This is a genomic window from Qipengyuania vulgaris (assembly GCF_009827325.1).
Taxonomy (GTDB): Bacteria; Pseudomonadota; Alphaproteobacteria; order Sphingomonadales; family Sphingomonadaceae; genus Qipengyuania; species Qipengyuania vulgaris.
Genome location: NZ_WTYC01000003.1, coordinates 50,107 through 67,598 on the forward strand (window position 1 = coordinate 50,107; position 17,492 = coordinate 67,598).

Sequence of the window (17,492 nt, forward strand, 5' to 3'; positions counted from 1 at the left end):
CTCTGTTCGGTATCAAGCCAGATGCTCGGCAAAGAAATCGGAGCTTCGGTTATCCGCTAAGTTCGCTGCTTCTTCGCTCCGACGCTGGCCAAACTCGGTGGCGAAGCCGTGATCGAGCCCTTCGTAATCGTAGAGTGTAACCTTGGGGTGGTCGTCCAGGCCCTCATGCATGGCTCTTTGCGTGTCTTTGTCGACGAAGCCATCTTCGGTGGGCACGTGGAGCAGAAGTGGGTGCGCAATCGCGTGCTTCTCGTGGAGCAACCCGTCGATGCCGACGCCGTAATACCCCACCGAAGCGTTCACATCGGTACGTGCAGCCGTCATGTAGGCGAGGCGGCCGCCCAGGCAGTATCCGACACACCCGACCTTGGCGATGCGCTCCTCGCGGCGTATGTGGTGAAGGGTGGCTTCGATGTCGCGAATTCCCTGATCCTGGTCGAATTTACCCATCAGGTCGAGTGCACGTTGGAATTCAGGTTCGACATCCGGATCAAGTTCGATACCTGGCTCGAGCCTCCAGAACAGGTCGGGCGCAATTGCGAGATATCCATCTTCTGCCAAGCGGTCGCATTTGCGGCGGATACCGGCATTTACGCCGAATATCTCCTGAATCACGACAATCGCGGCACGCGGTGCTTCTGCGGGACGTGCGACATAGGCCTCAAATGTCTTTTCGCCGGTGAGGGTGGCAATCGTAACGGTCTCGGTCATGGTGGTGGAATCTCCCTCGCGGTTCAATCGGTGTCCTATGCTTGCACGACGCGGCATGCAGGCCCAAATAGGGGCTTGCAAGGTGTAACGGAGGAAACCGCATGAAGGTCCATATCGAAATTGATTGCACGCCCGAGGAGGCGCGTTCCTTCATGGGATTGCCGGATGTTGGCAAGGCAAACGATGTCTATGTGGACATGATGTCCAAGGCAATGAAGGGCGTTTCGAACACCGATCAGTTGCAGGAATATGCTCGGCAATTGGCGCCGATGGGGCAAGCCGGTTTCAAGCTGTTCCAGAGCTTTATGGAGAGCGCCAACACTGCGCGTACCAGCGGCACGAAATCCGATCCTTCCGGCGATTGAATACTCCTGAGAGATGACGGATACGATCTTCGCACTGTCGAGCGGAGCCCCGCCAGCTGCGATCGGAGTGATACGCATTAGCGGGCCGCGCGCGGGCGAAGCGGTTATCCGACTTGCCGGAGCCTTACCTGAAGCTCGACAAGCGCGCCTGAGGTCATTGAGGGATAGAGAAGGAAGCGTGCTCGACAAGTCGCTCGTTGTCTGGTTTCCGGGTCCGCGTACGGCGACCGGTGAAGATCTAGCCGAACTTCATTGCCACGGGGGCAGGGCGGTAGTCGGCGCTATAGAAACTGAACTGAATTCCATGAAGGGACTGCGCGGTGCCGAACCGGGCGAGTTTACCCGGCGGGCATTCGCGAACGGGATTATCGACCTTGCGGAGGCGGAGGGGCTTGGGGATTTACTTGCAGCCGAAACCGAACTGCAGCGCCGCGCTGCGCAAGCGGCTGCTGGCGGCGGACTTTCCCGCCGTGTAGAGGAATGGCGTACCCAAGTCCTCAGTCTTTCCGCGCATGTCGAAGCGCAGCTTGATTTTGACGATGAGGACGATGTCGGCGGATTGACTGAAGTGTTCCACGTGGAACTCGGTGATTTGCTGAGGAACTGGCAGAATGCGCTTGAGGCTCCAAGGGCCGAGAGACTTCGCGACGGGATTCGCGTAGTTTTAGCCGGCCCGCCGAATTCTGGAAAGTCGTCGCTTTTCAACGCTATACTTGAAGAGGGCGCCGCGATCGTATCGGCTGAGGCGGGAACTACCCGAGACGTCATCGAGCGCCCAGTTGCCCTTTGCGGGGTACCGTTTGTATTGGTGGATACCGCTGGTCTGAGAGATGAGGGGGCGGGGGAGATCGAAAGCATCGGCATTGACCGTGCGCGCATGGAAGTAGCGCGTGCGGATATCGTGCTTTGGTTGGGGCCGGAGGGGCAGGGACCAGAGGATGCTTTGGAGGTCGCCTCTCGCGCGGACGTTGAAGCTGACGCAAAGCAAGCAGCAGCTTACACGGTTTCATCTGTAACCGGGTTTGGACTGGACCGATTGGTTGACGGCTTGATTGAGCAGGCTCGCCGCCTCTTGCCCAGACCCGGAGATTCAGTCTTGAACGCCCGTCAGTCATCAGCCTTGGCCGAGGCCTTCGAGATTCTCGCGGAAGGGAGTGAAAGTGAGGATCTTCTGGTAGTTGCCGAGAGGTTGAGGCTTTCCCGGCTTGCTCTTGACCGGCTGCTGGGCCGGCATTCGACCGAAGACATGCTCGACGCATTGTTCGGACGCTTCTGTATCGGCAAGTAAAGACATCAGATTGTTCCACGTGGAACAGTGATTGCCCTTTAATGCCAACCCAGATTGGGTTATCGGCGCCACCATGCAGAATTTCGATATCATCGTAATCGGCGGCGGCCACGCTGGCGTCGAAGCGGCCTGCGCCGCAGCCAGGATGGGCGCAAAGACGGCACTTGTGAGTTTCGACCTTTCCAAGATTGGTGCGATGAGCTGCAACCCTGCGATCGGTGGGCTTGGTAAGGGTCACCTCGTCCGAGAAGTGGACGCTCTTGATGGCGTGATCGGGCGTGCGGCCGATGCGGCTGCGATCCACTACCGGATGCTCAACCGCTCCAAGGGAAGCGCGGTTTGGGGTCCGCGCGTGCAAGCGGATCGAGCGTTGTTTGGCCGAGCCGTACAGCAAATTGTCGCTGGGCAGGAGCATCTGACGCTAGTTGAAGGTGAGGCAGCCTCACTCACGATTATCGGGGGTATAGTGGCTGGTCTGAGGCTGGCTGATGGTTCGAAGATTGGCGGATCGGCGGTAGTGCTGTGTACCGGGACATTTCTTGGAGGATCTCTCTTCCGTGGGGAGGAGCGTTTCGAGGGTGGCCGAATAGGAGAAGATGCAGCGCGGGTTCTGGCAGGTCAATTACGTGAGGCCGAACTCCCGATGGCCCGACTCAAAACCGGCACCCCGCCACGGCTCGATGGTCGAACCATCGATTGGGGTTCATTGGAAGAGCAGCCTTCTGACGACGAAGAGTGGACCATGTCGTCGCTCTGGGAACGACGCATGAATCCTCAAGTATTCTGCGCGATTACGCGCACCAACCAGCGTTCGCATGATATCATCCGCGGAAACCTGGATCGCTCACCTCTTTTCTCAGGTGCGATCGGCGCGGCGGGGCCCCGATACTGTCCTTCGATCGAGGATAAGATCCACCGTTTTGGCGATCGCGATGGTCATCAGATTTTTCTCGAGCCGGAGGGACTAAGTACACATCTCGTCTACCCAAACGGGATCAGCACTTCGCTCCCTGTTGAGGTTCAGCACGACATGCTTCGGACCATGAAGGGGCTGGAGCGCGTTGAGATGGTTGTTCCCGGATACGCCGTGGAATACGATCACATCGATCCGCGCGCTTTGAGACCGAGCCTCGAATTGAGGTCGATCCCGGGCCTATACTGCGCCGGACAGATCAACGGTACAACCGGCTACGAAGAAGCGGCGGCCCAGGGATTGGTGGCGGGAATGAATGCCGCCGCCACGGTACTGGGCCGAGAACCCGCCGCGCTAAATCGAGCGAACTCCTATATGGCCGTGATGGTCGACGATCTCACTCTCCAGGGTGTCAGCGAGCCTTACCGCATGCTGACTGCTCGGGCGGAATACCGCCTTCGGCTGCGTGCCGCCAATGCCGACACACGTCTCACGGGAATCGGAATTGCAGCAGGACTGGTTGGCAAGGTACGAACCGACTGGTTTGTTACACGTGAAGCTCGTCGATCTGTGATTGATAGTCTTCTGGAACAGGAGGTGCATGCGACCCAGCTTATCGACGGTGGTCTCAAGGTCAAGGCTGATCGTGGGTCGCAGTCGCTGCGTTCATGGCTTAGGGGGGGACAAATCTCCCTTGAGGAGTTAGCGGGTTTTGTGAGTGGGATCGACCCTAGAGAATCGCTTGCCGTCGAGATAGTTGAGGATGCGATTTACGAGCCATACCTAGCTCGGCAGGATGCGGAATTGCGAGATCTGAAGGCAGGTGAGGAGTTAAAGCTGGCACAGGACTTTCCCTACGAACACGTCCCTGGCCTTTCGAATGAAATGGTAGAGCGTCTGGCGAAGGCCCGTCCGGAAACGCTTGCAACCGCCGGACGTATCCCCGGTATCACCCCGGCCGCCCTTGCGGCACTACTCGTTCACGCCCGAAGGTTTGAGGACGCTGCAGCGTGATCAGAAGCGAGGCGGACGCACGCGAACACATCGTCGAAGCTGGCGGATTGGAGGCAGTAGGTAAACTTGAAGCGCTCGCAAACGCGCTGCGGCTCGAGAATGACTCCCAGAACCTCGTATCCAAAGCGTCGCTAGACCAGATCTGGGCCCGGCATTTCGCCGATTCTGCTCAACTCCTTTCCTATGTTCCACGTGAAACCACGGGCCCATGGTTTGATCTCGGGAGTGGGGCGGGGTTCCCGGGTTTGGTGATCGCTGTACTTCGACCTGAACTCCCTGTGGTCTTGGTGGAGTCGCGCCGACGCCGGATCGAGTGGCTCAATTCAATCGCACTCGATCTCGCCCTAACAAATTGCATAATTGAGGGCAGGCGTCTGGAAGTTGTAGAGACCCGAAAAGCCGCTGTAATTTCCGCGAGAGCCTTTGCGCCTCTGTCAAAACTCCTCAGCTTATCCTCACGATTCTCCACAGCAGACACACATTGGGTGTTGCCCAAAGGGCGTTCGGCAGCGCAGGAAGTGAGGGAACTGCCGCGCGGTTTGCGCAAAATGTTCCACGTGGAACACTCAATCACGGATGCCCATGCCGGTATCGTGGTCGGTAAGGGCAAGGTAGGGGTGGGAAAATGATAACCATTGCAATCGCAAATCAGAAGGGTGGTGTAGGTAAGACTACTACCGCCATCAACATTGCCACCGCAATGGCTGCTTCCGGTTGGAGGACGTTGCTTATCGATCTCGACCCTCAGGGCAACGCCTCAACCGGTCTCGGCATCCAAAATGCTGCACGTGAATTCACAACTTATGACTTGCTAATGGGCGAAGCAGCGCTGCCGCAGGTTGCGCAAGAAACCGAGATACCGGGACTCGATATCGTGCCAGCAACCCAAGATCTTTCTGGTGCCGAAGTTGAGCTGGTTACGGTGGATGACCGCACCCACCGCTTGCGAAAGGCTTTAGCGGCCCCTCAAACCGGTTTCGCTGGTTACGACATCGCCTTCATCGATTGCCCGCCTTCTCTCGGCCTACTGACGCTGAACGCTTTAGCTGCCGCAGATACATTGATGGTGCCGCTGCAATGCGAATTCTTCGCGCTCGAAGGCCTTAGCCAACTTCTGCAAACAGTGGAGCGCGTCCAGCAACGCTTCAACCCTGACCTCGGGATCGTGGGCATTGCGCTGACAATGTTCGACCGGAGGAATCGCCTGACCGACCAGGTAGCCGACGATGTGCGCGATTGCCTTGGAAAGCTGGTGTTCGAGAATGTTATTCCGCGCAACGTACGCTTGTCCGAAGCTCCCAGCCATGGGCTGCCTGCCCTAATTTATGATCACAACTGCTCCGGCAGCCGGGCCTACATCGGTCTCGCCCGGGAGTTGATCGGTCGTTTGCCTGAGAAAAGGAAAGCTGCATGAGTACGTCTGTCGATCGCAAAAAAAAGCTCGGCCGCGGCCTCGGAGCCCTCATGGGCGAAATCCAGAGGGAAGAGCCGCTGGTGCGTGAAAGTGGTAACGATCGCAACGATCTGGCTAAGGGGTCTGCCCAAGCGTCGGCCACTGGCCTGACTGACATTCCTGTAGCCGATATTTCCCCTCTCCCGGGGCAGCCGCGCACGCGATTTAGCGAAGAATCGCTTGATCAACTGGCTGCCTCGATCGCACAGCGCGGTGTCATTCAACCGATCATCGTCACTTCTAAAGGCGGAGGACGCTATCAGCTAGTCGCCGGCGAGCGTCGTTGGCGCGCGGCGCAGCGGGCCAGGCTTCACTCCATTCCAGCCATAGTGCGTGATCTGGACAAGCGCGAGATCATGGCGCTTGCGCTAATCGAGAACCTTCAACGCGAAGATCTCAATCCCCTCGAAGAGGCAAGAGCTTACCAGAGGCTGTCCGAAGAAGAGGATATGACGCAGGCAGAGATTGCCCAGCTGGTCGACAAATCCCGAAGCCATGTCGCGAATTTCCAACGTCTGCTAGTTCTGCCCGAAGCAGTACTCGAGATGCTTGCCGACGGACGTCTTTCCATGGGCCATGCACGCCCACTGATCGGTAACGAAGACGCTGAGGAAATTGCTCGCAAGGCCGTGAACGACAATCTCTCCGTTCGCGAAGTGGAAAAATTGGCGCGCGGGGAAAAGCCTAAGAAACCACGTAATTCGGCCTCGAAAGCCGTCACTGCGGTGGTTGACGATGCCGACATCGCCGCAGTCCAGGGACATCTGGAAGAATTTCTCGGTTTGCCGGTGCGAATCAAGACCGAAGGCGCGCCAGGAAACGGAACGGTGACAATCGGTTACCGCACGCTCGACCAGTTGGACCTTATCTGCCAGCGTCTGACCGGAGGCGATATCTGATCCTCAGATCCGGTCCGAGATAATCTCGGCAAGTCTTTCTAATCCCTTACGATCTTCCTGGTCGAAGCGAGCCTTTGACGGACTGTCCAGATCAATGACGGCAACGACATCGCCGTTACGAAGAACCGGGACGACCAGCTCCGAATTCGTCACGGAGTCACACGCGATATGGCCGGGAAAGGCGTGGACGTCGGAGACAAGCTGAGTCGCGCCATCGGCTGCTGCAGTCCCGCATACGCCCTTGCCGAGCGGTATGCGAATACAGGCTGGGCGGCCCATGAAGGGTCCAAGCACCAGCTCACCATTGACCACTCGATAGAAACCCGCCCAGCTCAGATCGGGCAGGAAGTCCCATAGAAGAGCGGCAATATTGGCCATATTGGCAACCCCGTCGGGTTCACCGGACGTCAGCGCATCGACGGCGTCCTGCAATTGTTGATAGACTTCTGGCTTGGGGCAGTCATCTGCCGGTCGGAAATCGAACATGGGAAACGATCTAGGGCGACAGGCAGGTAGCGCAAGGGGCGTTGCGAGAGAAACGATGCTGGCCTATCCCCGGGACCATGAGCATTCTCAAGAAGCTGGGCATCGCCCTTCTCGTCCTGGTCGTGATCCTTGCGATCTTCGCCTTTGTCGTAACGCGTGGCGATACGGCCGAGTTGCCGATGGACGAAGTAACCGGGACCGATCCCACTTTGGATGAACCGGATGCAGAAACCTTTCCTACCGTCGCGATCGCCGATCCGGTCGGTTGGGCCGAAGGCGAAACTCCTGATGCGGCAGGGGGGCTTTCGGTCGATCGCTTCGCGGACGGTCTGGATCACCCGCGGACGCTCTATGCTCTTCCCAACGGCGACATCCTTGTCTCGCTTACCCGTTCCCCAAGCAAGGGTGGGGGCGGCATCATGGGGTGGATTGCCGACAAGCTGATGAGCAAGGCCGGTGCGACGGGCCCTTCAGCCAATCAGGTAGTTCTGCTCAGAGACAACGATGGAGACGGTCGGGCGGAGATCCGCCGTGTGCTCATCGATGAGCTGGACTCGCCATCGGGCCTGGCTTGGAGCGATGGTACATTATACGTCGCGAACCACGACGAAGTCCTTGCTTTCCAATATGATTTGGGCGGAAGCTCGGTGACTTCGGAACCTAGGAAGATAACCGATCTGGCCGCAGCTGGCGGTCATTGGATGCGCAATCTTGAACTTCATCCGGACGGTGACCGGCTGTATGTCGCGGTTGGGTCCGACACGAATATCGCCGACAAAGGAATGGAAGCGGAAGAGGGCCGCGCTCTGATCTGGGAGATTGATCTCGAAACAGGAAGTCGGCGCCAGTTCGCCGGTGGGCTCCGTAATCCCAACGGTCTCGATTTCAGCCCTTGGTCTGGCGAATTGTGGACCACGGTGAATGAACGCGACATGCTCGGTTCCGATCTCGTGCCGGATTACCTGACCAATGTGCCGGTTGGTGCCCAGTATGGCTGGCCATGGGTTTATTGGGGCGACAATTACGATCGCCGCGTCGATTATCCAGCGCCTCAATACATCAGCTATGTCCGCCGACCCGAATATTCACTCGGCCCGCATGTCGCTGCTCTTGGGCTTGTCTTTAGCAAGGGCGGGGCTGCCTTGGGAGAAAGGTTCTCGAGCGGCGCCTTTATCGCTCGGCACGGGTCGTGGAACCGCAAGCCTCCCTCTGGCTACGATGTGGTGTATGTTCCCTTCGACGATCGCGGCAATCCCGTGGGCCGTCCGATTCCGGTTCTCGACGGCTTCCTGAAGGACAATGGTGACACGCGCGGCCGCCCGACATGGGTGGAATGGGCAGGAGACGGCTCGCTGCTGGTTAGCGACGATACCGCTGGGATCATCTGGCGGGTATCCGCGCCGGGAGCCGAGCCGCAATCCGATATCGGATCCATATCCGGGCGGCGTCTCCCACCACAGCGAGAACTGCGGGGGCAGGAAGCGTCTTTCGGCGAGGACGACTACGCTCGCATCGTGCCGGAAAGTTAGGTGAGTAGGGCGTCGGTTTCGATCTTGTAGAGCGCTGCACCACCGGCAGTCGCCGAGGCTTTGAGCCCCGCGGCCTCGGGGACCACCCTATCGAGAAAGAACCGAACAGTAGCAGCCTTGCTCTTGGCGAGCGCAGGCGCTTCGCCTTTCTGAACCGCACCCAATTGCCTCAAAAGCTGCCAACCAGCCGTCGCCACGGCTAGCATGGTGCAGAACGGCACGCTCCCTGCCAGACGATCATCGAGGCTCGCATCTTGCCGCATCCACCTCGCCACTGCCGCACAGTCTCCTGCAAGGACAAAAAGCGCAGGTTCATCGGTACATTCGCGCGCAATGTCTTCGATCAGACCGATCAGGGCCTCGCCGTCATTCAGTCCCAGTTTGCGCGTCACGAGATCGGCGGCCTGAATCCCGTTGGTACCTTCGTAGATCGGGGCGATCCGAGAATCGCGCCAGTGCTGCGCGGCTCCAGTTTCTTCGACGAACCCCATTCCGCCGTGAACCTGAATTCCGATACTGGCCACTTCAATCCCGATATCGGTTCCCCAAGCTTTGATAAGGGGGGTAAGCACTTCGCCTCGTGCTTTCGATAGACCATCGCCCAATACACCGCGGTCGACCTGACCCGCCGTATAGTAGAGCAGCGCGCGTGCGCCTTCGGTAAGAGCCTTCATGCGCAGCAACATGCGCCGCACATCCGGATGTTCGACAATTGCCACAGCCGCTTTATCGGGAGATCCTGCCCTTGCGGACTGGACCCGCTCCTTCGCGTAATCGAGCGCTTGCTGAGTCGCTCTCTCGCCAATCTGAACGCCTTGGTTGCCGACATTGATGCGCGCATTGTTCATCATGGTGAACATGGCCGCGAGACCGCGATTCTCCGCACCCACCAGTTCGCCAATGCATTCGTCATTGTCGCCATAGCTCATGACGCAGGTGGGCGAGGCGTTGATGCCGAGCTTGTGCTCGAGGCTGACGCAGCGCAGATCGTTCCGCGGACCGAGTGATCCATCTAACTCCACGTGATATTTGGGGACGATAAAGAGCGATATTCCCCGGCTTCCCTCCGGCGCATCGGGGATACGCGCCAGGACAAGATGGATTATGTTCTCGGCCAGCTCGTGCTCACCCCAGGTGATGTAGATTTTCTGGCCTTTGATCAGGTATTTTCCGGCATTCTCACCATCGATGATGGGCTTTGCCGTGGTACGAAGTGCGCCCACGTCGGACCCTGCCTGCGGCTCGGTAAGGTTCATCGTGCCCGACCACTTCCCACTGACGAGATCCGGGAGATATTTCTGCTGCAACTCCTCAGATCCGTGATGCTCAAGCGCTTCGATTGCGCCAACGCTCAGCATCGGGAGAAGGTTGAACGCCATATTCGCTGTGCCGAGGTTCTCCAACACGTTGCAGGCGAGCGTGAATGGTAGACCCTGTCCGCCGAATTCGCTCGGCGATGCGATCGCATTCCAGCCCTGCTCGACATAGTGTTCGTATGCGTCCGCAAAACCATCGGGCAATCGTACGACCCCGTTTTCCAGCTTGGCGCCTTCCAAGTCGCCAATTCGGTTCAGGGGAGCGAATTCACCCGCTGCAAACTGGCCGACCCCTTCGACGATTGCTTCTACCATGTCAGGCTCCGCAGCAGCGAATTTTTCGCTCTGTGCGAGCTCCTGAATCCCTGCATTCACGCGAATGGCGAGCAATTGATCTTTGGTGGCGGGGGTATAGGTCACGGGCAATCCTCTTGGCTTTGTGCGCCTGCAGATATAGCGCAGAGGCATGAGCGGCAAATACGCTACGGAAACGCTTGCGGCGGATAAAGGTGGCATCGCTCGTGCCGCGGAGATCTTGCGTGGGGGAGGGCTGGTCGCCGTTCCGACGGAAACCGTCTATGGGCTCGCGGCGCGCGCCGATAGCGAAGATGCGGTTGCCCGGATTTATGAGGCGAAGGGAAGACCGAGCTTCAACCCGTTGATCGTACATGTATCGTCTATGGCGACTGCACGAGAGATTGCAGACTTTTCACCCCGCGCCGAGGAGTTGGTTGAAGCTTATTGGCCCGGTCCACTGACTTTGGTCCTTCCGCGCCGTCGTGACGCCAAGCTTGCCGATGCCGTAACAGCTCGGCTCGAAACTGTTGCACTGCGTATGCCCAACCATCCGATTATGCGCGATTTATTGGCGATTGTAGATTTTCCCGTGGCGGCCCCCTCGGCAAATCGCAGCGGCTATATTAGCCCTACCAGCGCGCAACATGTCTTGTCCTCGCTCGACGGGCGTATCGACGCCGTCATCGAAGGCGGCGCCTGTTCGGAAGGCCTTGAGTCCACCATCGTCGCGGTGCGGAGGGATGATCTGACGCAAATCCTGCGCCCGGGACCAATCGAGATTTTGTCCGATGATCCCCAAAGGTCGCAATCTGAGACGATAGAGGCGCCTGGCCAGCTTGCCAGTCACTATGCTCCGGGAAAACCGGTACGTCTCGACGTCGATCTACCGTATCTGGATGAATTCTTTATTGGTTTCGGGCACTTTGGCGGAGATTGCTCTCTTTCGCCTGAAGGTGATGTGGATGTAGCGGCGTCGCGCCTGTATGCCTGTCTGCATCGGGCCGCTGCGTCAACCAAGCCACGTATCGCCGTGGCCCCCATACCGGAAAAGGGCATTGGATTTGCCATCAATGACCGGCTTCGCCGCGCCGCTACGCCCCCAGATTAGTCGCGTTTTGGCTCAACCGGAATCGTCGGTATGATCTGCTGCATTTCCGCGTAGGTATCTGTCGCCTCATCACAGGCGCGGCGGTTGCCATCCTGACATTCGGCAAGTTGCCTGTCATACTCGCGCTCCAGCTTTGCGAGCCGTTCCTCGCGCCGCCGGATTTCGCGCCCACGCTTCTCATCCGATTCGGACTGGCTGGTGGTGGCCAGGTCGACCCCCTTGCTCACTACCCTGACAGGAGCCGTCACGACATCGGCTACGGTGCCAAGGCAACCGGACAGCATTAATGCGCACAGGGGGGCGAAAAGCATGGTGAGGCGACGCATTGAAATTCCCTTCAGTGCGCCGCCTAACCCAAGGAGGATGATTCGTCGATTAATCAGATAGTCGCGTCTTGCGGTGGCTCGGGCGCTTCCGGGGCAGGAGTGCTCCCGGCAGGCTCAGCCGATGCCCCTGCACGGCAACGCAACTTGCCCGAACCCATTGCCTGGACCGTGCAATCCGCATTGCCTTCGACAGTTACACTTCCCGACCCCATGATATTGGCATCGACCTTGCCATCAGATGCGAACTCGGCATCGCCCGAACCGACGACCGAGATATCGGCCTTTCCGACCCGCAATCCTGCCATCCTGCTCGCACCCGACCCGGCGATCGTCAGATCGAGGTTCTCCGCGGACCCGGACGCTTCGAACGCACCCGACCCGGCGATGGTGAGGTCGAGCTTCGTTGCATCGACCCTGGCAACCGTTGCACGGCCCGACCCGGCGATTGTGACCTCCGCTTCGCCACTCAGCGATTCGGCCTCGATTTCGCCTGAACCGGCCATAACGATCGCATTGAGACTCGGCATCGTCACCCGCACCGTGGCGCGGCCGATCTGTTTAGCCGCATTCTTGTCACGCATCACACCCAGCGCGCCATCATCGAATGTGAAGCGCAGGGCATCGACTGCCTTCTGGTCTCCCGAAACATCGATATCGAGGCTCGGCCCTTCGCTCACGACCACATTGTCGGGTCCGGCTAACACCAGTTTGGTGGGCGGTGCGCCACTCGTATCAAGGTCTGCCAGCGGCACGCCCTCGCTATCGCCTATGGTGATATTGCCATTGCATCCGGCGAGGAAGGCGCCGGCAGCCAATGCTGCCAGTGGAGCCACGCCCTTAAGTACCTTATGAAGCATCTCTCGTCCTTCCATATCGACATACTCGCTTACCGTATTGGCGATATAATACAGCGAGAGACCATCTTCAACCCAAAGCAAAAGGGCCGCCCCTTGCGGAGCGGCCCTTTCTGGAGTGTCGATCGCGCCTGACCGATCAGGCTTCTTCGGTGTTCTCGTAATATTGCGGCGCATGTTCCCGCAGAACGTCGAGAATCTTTTCGAGCGCTGCCGGCTCGTCGGTCTTTTCCATGGCAGCGAGTTCGCGCGCAAGACGGCTGGAAGCCGCTTCGAAAATCTGACGTTCCGAATAGCTTTGTTCGGGCTGGTCATCGGGACGGAACAGGTCGCGCGTCACTTCGGCGATCAGCACGATCTCGCCCGAGTTGATCTTGGCTTCGTATTCTTGCGCGCGGCGGCTCCACATGGTCCGCTTGACCTTCGGCTTACCCTTCAAGGTTTCCATAGCCTCTTTCAGGGTCTTGTCGCTGGACAGTTTGCGCATGCCGATCGATTCGACCTTATTCACCGGAACGCGGAGCGTCATGCGCTCCTTTTCGAAGCGGAGGACATATAGATCGAGCTGCATACCGGCGATTTCCTCGCTCTGCAGTTCGATCACACGGCCTACGCCGTGCTTGGGGTAGACAACGTAATCGCCAACGTCGAAGGCGTCTGCCTTGCTCGCCATGCATCAATCCTTTCGTCGGGGCCTAGAGGGGAGTCAACGGCACAGGAATCCTTACCGCATCCCGCGTTCGATTACGCGGCGACGGTTATCCTGTAACGTTGTGGGGTAAACGGCCCTTTCAATTCTCACATCTGCCCGGCCGTGACCGGTGCAGTTGTTGCATTATATAGCACAACTCTGGGATTATTGCGAGTCTGGCGTGTCCGCCGTGCGCGAAACGGCGGACGACACTCTCACAGCTGCAAACTCGGCCCCCAGCAGCAGCATTAAAGCACTGACGTAAAACCAGGTTATCAGCACCACCACTGCGCCGAGCGAGCCGTATGTCGCGTTGTAGCTACCGAAATTGGCGGCGTAGAAGGCGAAACCGGCGGTGGCCGCGAGCCAGCCTGCGGCGAAGAGAACGGCGCCCGGAATGATATTGCGCCATTCAGGCGAGGGACGGTTGGGCGCATAGCGATAGAGAAGCGCCGCACCGCCCGTTGCCGCAAGGGCTAGAAGGCAGAAACTCGCCGCGGCTCCGGCCGGACCGGCAACAGCTGCGACGGCAGCACTTGCACTTCCCACCATGACCAGCCCGACGATACCGGCTGCCGTAATTGCCAGCGCCACCAGATTGCCGCGCATGAAACCGCGCATTTCGCTTGCGTGGAATGCGATATTCAGGCCCGTCATAAGGGCCCGCGCACCATTTCGCGACCCGAAGAGTGTAATCAAGAGTGAAGCGATAAGGCCTAGGCCTTTTGCGCCGTCAGCGCCCTCACTGACATTGCGAAGCTGTTCTCCGATGATCTGCGCTGCCGCGTTTGGGAGGTTTTCAGAAAGAACCCGGATATGGCCCGCAACCGTCTCCGGATCTGCGAAGATCCCGTAGCCCAACACCAACGCGCCGAGTGCCGGGACAAGTGCAAGTAAAGCGTAGTGCGCGATGCCCGCGGCGATCAGCGAAATATTGTCTTCGCTGCCGGCCGCCCAGGCCGATTTGAGATTCGAAACTGAAATGAAGATGAGATCAGTCGCCTTCGCCGGGTTCGGCGCTGAAGTACTTTTCGTACTTGCCTTCTTCATCCTTGTGCGCATCGGCATCTTCGGGTGGCGCCTTGCTCTGCGTGATGTTCGGCCATTCCGCGCTGAACTTGGTATTCAGTTCCAACCACTTTTCGAGATTGTCTTCAGTGTCCGGGAGGATCGCCTCGGCCGGGCACTCAGGTTCACACACGCCACAATCGATGCATTCGCTGGGATTGATGACCAGCATGTTGTCGCCTTCATAGAAGCAATCGACCGGACAGACCTCGACGCAGTCAGTGTATTTGCATTTGATGCAGGCGTCGGTGACGACATAGGTCATGGGGTGTGGGTCCCTCGTGAGAATAGTGTGTTCGAGCGCTGCTATGGCTATTCATGCGCCGGGGTCAAGTTCCCGATAACATTCCTGCGCTTCGCGCGGCGGACCGCGCCGTTCGGGGAGGGCGACCACCTCCACCAGGCGCACGTGGTTGCCGATCGGCAGTGTCAGCACATCCCCCGCTGCGATGTCGCGACTGGCGCGCCGGACCCTCTCGCCATTGCGGCGAATATGGCCTTCTTCGATGAGTTTGCGAGCCGCACTGCGGGTGCGCGTGAAGCGCAGGAAGCAGAGCAGACGGTCGATCCGCAAACTCAGCCTTGCTTCAAGAGCTCGGCAAGGCCGGAAAAGGCACTGCCTTCGCGTGGGGGCTGAACCTGCGCAAGGCGCTGACGCTGCTTTCTGCGATGCGAGGGTCGCCATTCCCAGCTCGCAGGGCGCGGGGGACCGAAGACTTCCTCTGCCAGCGGCTTGGCGTGCTGAACGCGGAAGCCCGCTTGTCCGAGCAGGCGTTCGGCATTTTTTTCCTCGAGCCCGATCGAGATGGGTAGCGAAAGGTCGAGGCGGAATTTTCGGCTCTTGTCTGCCTTCGCGCGGGCTTCATGCGCGGCGCGGAAGATTTTCTCCGCCAGATCGAGCCGGATCGCTTGGCTCCCAGCATGGCGATAGCCGGAGGGGAGCTTCTTTGCGTCGGGAATGACCGGGAGCATTGCTTCCTGAAGGGGGCGGCGATCAATTCCCAGTGAATTGAGCAACTGGCGCGGAGCCGGCTTGAGCAGCAAGGGCGCGAAAATATCCAGCGCTCCGAAGGTGACGCCGATCTTGCGCAAGAACGGCCGCATGTCCTTGGGCAGATGCTCGATCCCGGCCTGTTCTCGCGTCACGAAGCCATGTCCCGAGATCAGATTGAGAAGCAGCGCACGGGCCTGGCTGCCAGCTTCGGGATTGGCCGAGGCGATATGCATCCGGCGCAGCGGCTCGAGCGGTTCGAGCTTCTTCTCGAGCCAGCCATCGATCGCTTGCAGCAGTGCTTGCCGCGCCTTTTCGGGCAGGGCGGAGATCTCGCGCGAGGGCTCGAGTGCCGGCTTTACTTGCCCTTCGCGCGGTTGGAGCTTGGCAAGCACATGTCCATTCCAGCGAATGGCACCGCGCGACAGTTCGACGTCGGCCATATCCGAGACGGCAAGTTCTTCTGCGCGTTCCCCGAGTATGCGCGGCAGGCCCTTCTCGGCAGCTGCCAGAAGCATCTTGCGATCGGCGTGGTTCGCGGTCGGATCAACCTCGAAGCGGAAGCCTTCCACCTTGCCCATTGCCTCGTCTTCGACCAGCAGCGTGCCGTCTTCGGCTAGCGTTATCGGGAGGATGGAGGCGTCCTGTCCCAGCGATTTCATCAAGATTGCAGTCCTTCGGTTCACGAATCGTTCGGTCAGCCGCGCATGAAGCGCATCCGACAGCTTGGCTTCGACACCCCGCGCTCGCGATGCCATCTCGTCGCGCGCAAGCACCCAGTCGGGCCGCTGACAGATATAGGCCCAGCTGCGAATCGCAGCGATGCGGCCCTGTAGCGTATCGATATCGCCGCTGGAGTTGTCGAGTTCGGAGATGCGCGCAGCAACATAGTCGGCCCCGATATAGCCTTGCGACAGGTCTTGCCACAGCCGCGCGACGAAGCGGGCGTGGACGTCGGGGCCGCGTTGGCGGAAATCCGGCAGGGAACAGGCTTCCCAGAAGCGGCGCACCATTCCCCCACCGCGAACATTGCCAGCGAAGGGTTCTTCGGCCAGGCGTTTCAGCGTAGCGAGGTCGATTGCCTCCGGCGCGAGCCGCAGCGCTTCGTGTTCGGGTGGACGTTCGAGATCGGCAATCAAGGTGGGAATATTTGCGAAACGCGGCTCCGGCTCGCGCCAGAACAGTTTCGTGATCGGTGCGAAGCGATGCTCCTCGATCGCATAGACCTCTTCATCGGTGAACTCGGGCGCCGGCCCGGCCTTGCCGCCGCCGCCCGCCAAAGTGCCGAAGGTGCCATCGCGTTGGTGGCGTCCAGCGCGACCGGCTATCTGTGCCATTTCAGCGGGATAGAGCCGTCTCATGCGCACGCCGTCGAACTTAGTCAGCCCTGCAAAGGCGACATGATTGACGTCGAGGTTCAGCCCCATGCCAATGGCGTCAGTGGCGACGATGTAATCCACTTCACCATTCTGGAACAATTCGACCTGACGATTGCGCGTTTCCGGTGAAAGTGCGCCCATCACGACCGCCGCCCCGCCGCGAAAGCGCCGGAGCATCTCGGCGACCGCATAAACCTGCTCTGCACTGAACGCCACGATGGCGCTCCGCGGAGGGAGCCGAGACAGTTTGCGCGGCCCGATATGGGTGAGGGTGGAGAAGCGCGGGCGTTCGGAAATTTCGGCGCCCGGGATAAGCGCTTTTACCATAGGCGCTAGCGTCGCAGCGCCCAGAAGCATGGTCTCTTCCCGTCCTCGCGCGTTGAGCAGGCGGTCGGTGAACACATGGCCCCGTTCGCGGTCGGCGGAGAGCTGCGCTTCGTCCAGCGCCACAAAGGCGCGCTCGTTCGCCGTGCGGGGCATGGCCTCCACGGTGCAGCACAGGTAGCGTGCGCCCTCCGGCTCGATCCGCTGTTCTCCGGTGATCAGCGCGACCTGCTTCTCGCCCTTGATCGCCACGACCCTATCATAGACCTCGCGGGCAAGCAGACGTAGCGGAAAGCCCATCGCTCCGCTCGAATGCGCGCAGAGGCGTTCGATGGCGAGATGGGTCTTGCCGGTGTTGGTGGGCCCGAGGACCGCCTTGATCGAGGCGTCGTTCACTCAGGCATAGGTGGCAGCGCCGCCGCGTGGGTGCAACCGGCCAACGCCATCGAAACTCGATTCACCGCAGTCGGGAGTCGGTCC

The 17,492-nt window shown here is 59.5% G+C and carries 18 protein-coding genes; 8 read left to right on the plus strand and 10 right to left on the minus strand.

The genetic code is table 11. The annotated features are described in order from the left end of the window. Positions 1–12: 12 nt before the first annotated feature. A complete protein-coding gene (locus tag GRI69_RS07035; protein WP_160727567.1) occupies positions 13–711 on the minus strand; it encodes a dienelactone hydrolase family protein in 699 nt (232 codons plus the stop codon). A 101-nt stretch (positions 712–812) separates the two neighbouring features. Between GRI69_RS07035 and GRI69_RS07040 the strand changes: the two genes are divergently transcribed. From GRI69_RS07040 to GRI69_RS07065, 6 genes are all read left to right on the plus strand, one after another. Then, a complete protein-coding gene (locus tag GRI69_RS07040; protein ID WP_160727568.1) occupies positions 813–1,076 on the plus strand; it encodes a DUF6489 family protein in 264 nt (87 codons plus the stop codon). 13 nt (positions 1,077–1,089) lie between these two features. Beyond that, positions 1,090–2,364, plus strand: coding sequence for a tRNA uridine-5-carboxymethylaminomethyl(34) synthesis GTPase MnmE (gene mnmE, locus GRI69_RS07045; protein WP_160727569.1), 1,275 nt, complete (start codon positions 1,090–1,092; stop codon positions 2,362–2,364). A 73-nt stretch (positions 2,365–2,437) separates the two neighbouring features. Beyond that, complete coding sequence (gene mnmG / locus GRI69_RS07050; protein ID WP_160727570.1) at positions 2,438–4,291, plus strand: tRNA uridine-5-carboxymethylaminomethyl(34) synthesis enzyme MnmG; 1,854 nt, start codon at positions 2,438–2,440, stop codon at positions 4,289–4,291. Continuing rightward, positions 4,288–4,920: a 16S rRNA (guanine(527)-N(7))-methyltransferase RsmG gene (gene rsmG, locus GRI69_RS07055; protein WP_160727571.1), complete on the plus strand. Its 633-nt coding sequence runs from the start codon at positions 4,288–4,290 to the stop codon at positions 4,918–4,920. The genes mnmG and rsmG overlap by 4 nt, the downstream gene beginning before the upstream one ends. Further along, complete coding sequence (locus GRI69_RS07060; RefSeq protein ID WP_160727572.1) at positions 4,917–5,705, plus strand: ParA family protein; 789 nt, start codon at positions 4,917–4,919, stop codon at positions 5,703–5,705. Before rsmG ends, GRI69_RS07060 begins: the two co-directional genes overlap by 4 nt. Then, positions 5,702–6,643 carry a ParB/RepB/Spo0J family partition protein gene (locus GRI69_RS07065; RefSeq protein WP_160727573.1) on the plus strand — a complete coding sequence of 314 codons (942 nt, stop codon included), beginning with the start codon at positions 5,702–5,704 and terminating at the stop codon, positions 6,641–6,643. Before GRI69_RS07060 ends, GRI69_RS07065 begins: the two co-directional genes overlap by 4 nt. 3 nt (positions 6,644–6,646) lie before the next feature. On the opposite strand, the gene GRI69_RS07070 is transcribed toward GRI69_RS07065, so the two are convergent. Continuing rightward, positions 6,647–7,129, minus strand: a complete 483-nt coding sequence (locus GRI69_RS07070) for a GAF domain-containing protein (protein WP_160727574.1) — start codon at positions 7,127–7,129, stop codon at positions 6,647–6,649. Between the two features lie 77 nt (positions 7,130–7,206). On the opposite strand from GRI69_RS07070, the gene GRI69_RS07075 reads away from it, so the two are divergent. Further along, positions 7,207–8,658 carry a PQQ-dependent sugar dehydrogenase gene (locus GRI69_RS07075; protein ID WP_160727575.1) on the plus strand — a complete coding sequence of 484 codons (1,452 nt, stop codon included), beginning with the start codon at positions 7,207–7,209 and terminating at the stop codon, positions 8,656–8,658. Here GRI69_RS07075 and GRI69_RS07080 read toward each other — a convergent pair. Next, positions 8,655–10,394, minus strand: a complete 1,740-nt coding sequence (locus GRI69_RS07080; RefSeq protein ID WP_160727576.1) for an acyl-CoA dehydrogenase family protein — start codon at positions 10,392–10,394, stop codon at positions 8,655–8,657. The genes GRI69_RS07075 and GRI69_RS07080 overlap by 4 nt on opposite strands. 46 nt (positions 10,395–10,440) lie before the next feature. Between GRI69_RS07080 and GRI69_RS07085 the strand changes: the two genes are divergently transcribed. Further along, a complete protein-coding gene (locus GRI69_RS07085; RefSeq protein ID WP_160727577.1) occupies positions 10,441–11,379 on the plus strand; it encodes an L-threonylcarbamoyladenylate synthase in 939 nt (312 codons plus the stop codon). Here GRI69_RS07085 and GRI69_RS07090 read toward each other — a convergent pair. The 7 genes from GRI69_RS07090 to GRI69_RS07120 form a co-directional block, all read right to left on the minus strand. After that, positions 11,376–11,705 carry a hypothetical protein gene (locus GRI69_RS07090; RefSeq protein ID WP_237452992.1) on the minus strand — a complete coding sequence of 110 codons (330 nt, stop codon included), beginning with the start codon at positions 11,703–11,705 and terminating at the stop codon, positions 11,376–11,378. The two genes, GRI69_RS07085 and GRI69_RS07090, sit on opposite strands and share 4 nt — an antisense overlap. 53 nt (positions 11,706–11,758) lie before the next feature. Beyond that, positions 11,759–12,643 (minus strand): head GIN domain-containing protein, encoded by an 885-nt coding sequence (locus tag GRI69_RS07095; protein ID WP_237452993.1) that lies wholly within the window; start codon positions 12,641–12,643, stop codon positions 11,759–11,761. 55 nt (positions 12,644–12,698) lie between these two features. After that, positions 12,699–13,232, minus strand: a complete 534-nt coding sequence (locus GRI69_RS07100; RefSeq protein WP_160727578.1) for a CarD family transcriptional regulator — start codon at positions 13,230–13,232, stop codon at positions 12,699–12,701. Positions 13,233–13,415: 183 nt separating this feature from the next. Then, entirely contained in the window at positions 13,416–14,300 is an 885-nt protein-coding gene (locus GRI69_RS07105; protein ID WP_160727579.1) for a YihY/virulence factor BrkB family protein, read from the minus strand. Further along, on the minus strand, positions 14,245–14,583 hold the full coding sequence (gene fdxA / locus GRI69_RS07110) for a ferredoxin FdxA (protein WP_160727580.1): 339 nt from the start codon (positions 14,581–14,583) through the stop codon (positions 14,245–14,247). Before fdxA ends, GRI69_RS07105 begins: the two co-directional genes overlap by 56 nt. Positions 14,584–14,634: 51 nt before the next feature. Then, the gene (locus tag GRI69_RS07115; protein ID WP_160727581.1) at positions 14,635–14,892 is read right to left on the minus strand and encodes an RNA-binding S4 domain-containing protein; all 258 of its coding nucleotides are present in this window, start codon (positions 14,890–14,892) and stop codon (positions 14,635–14,637) included. Positions 14,893–14,894: 2 nt separating this feature from the next. Beyond that, a complete protein-coding gene (locus GRI69_RS07120; RefSeq protein ID WP_160727582.1) occupies positions 14,895–17,408 on the minus strand; it encodes a helicase-related protein in 2,514 nt (837 codons plus the stop codon). Between the last annotated feature and the right edge of the window lie 84 nt (positions 17,409–17,492).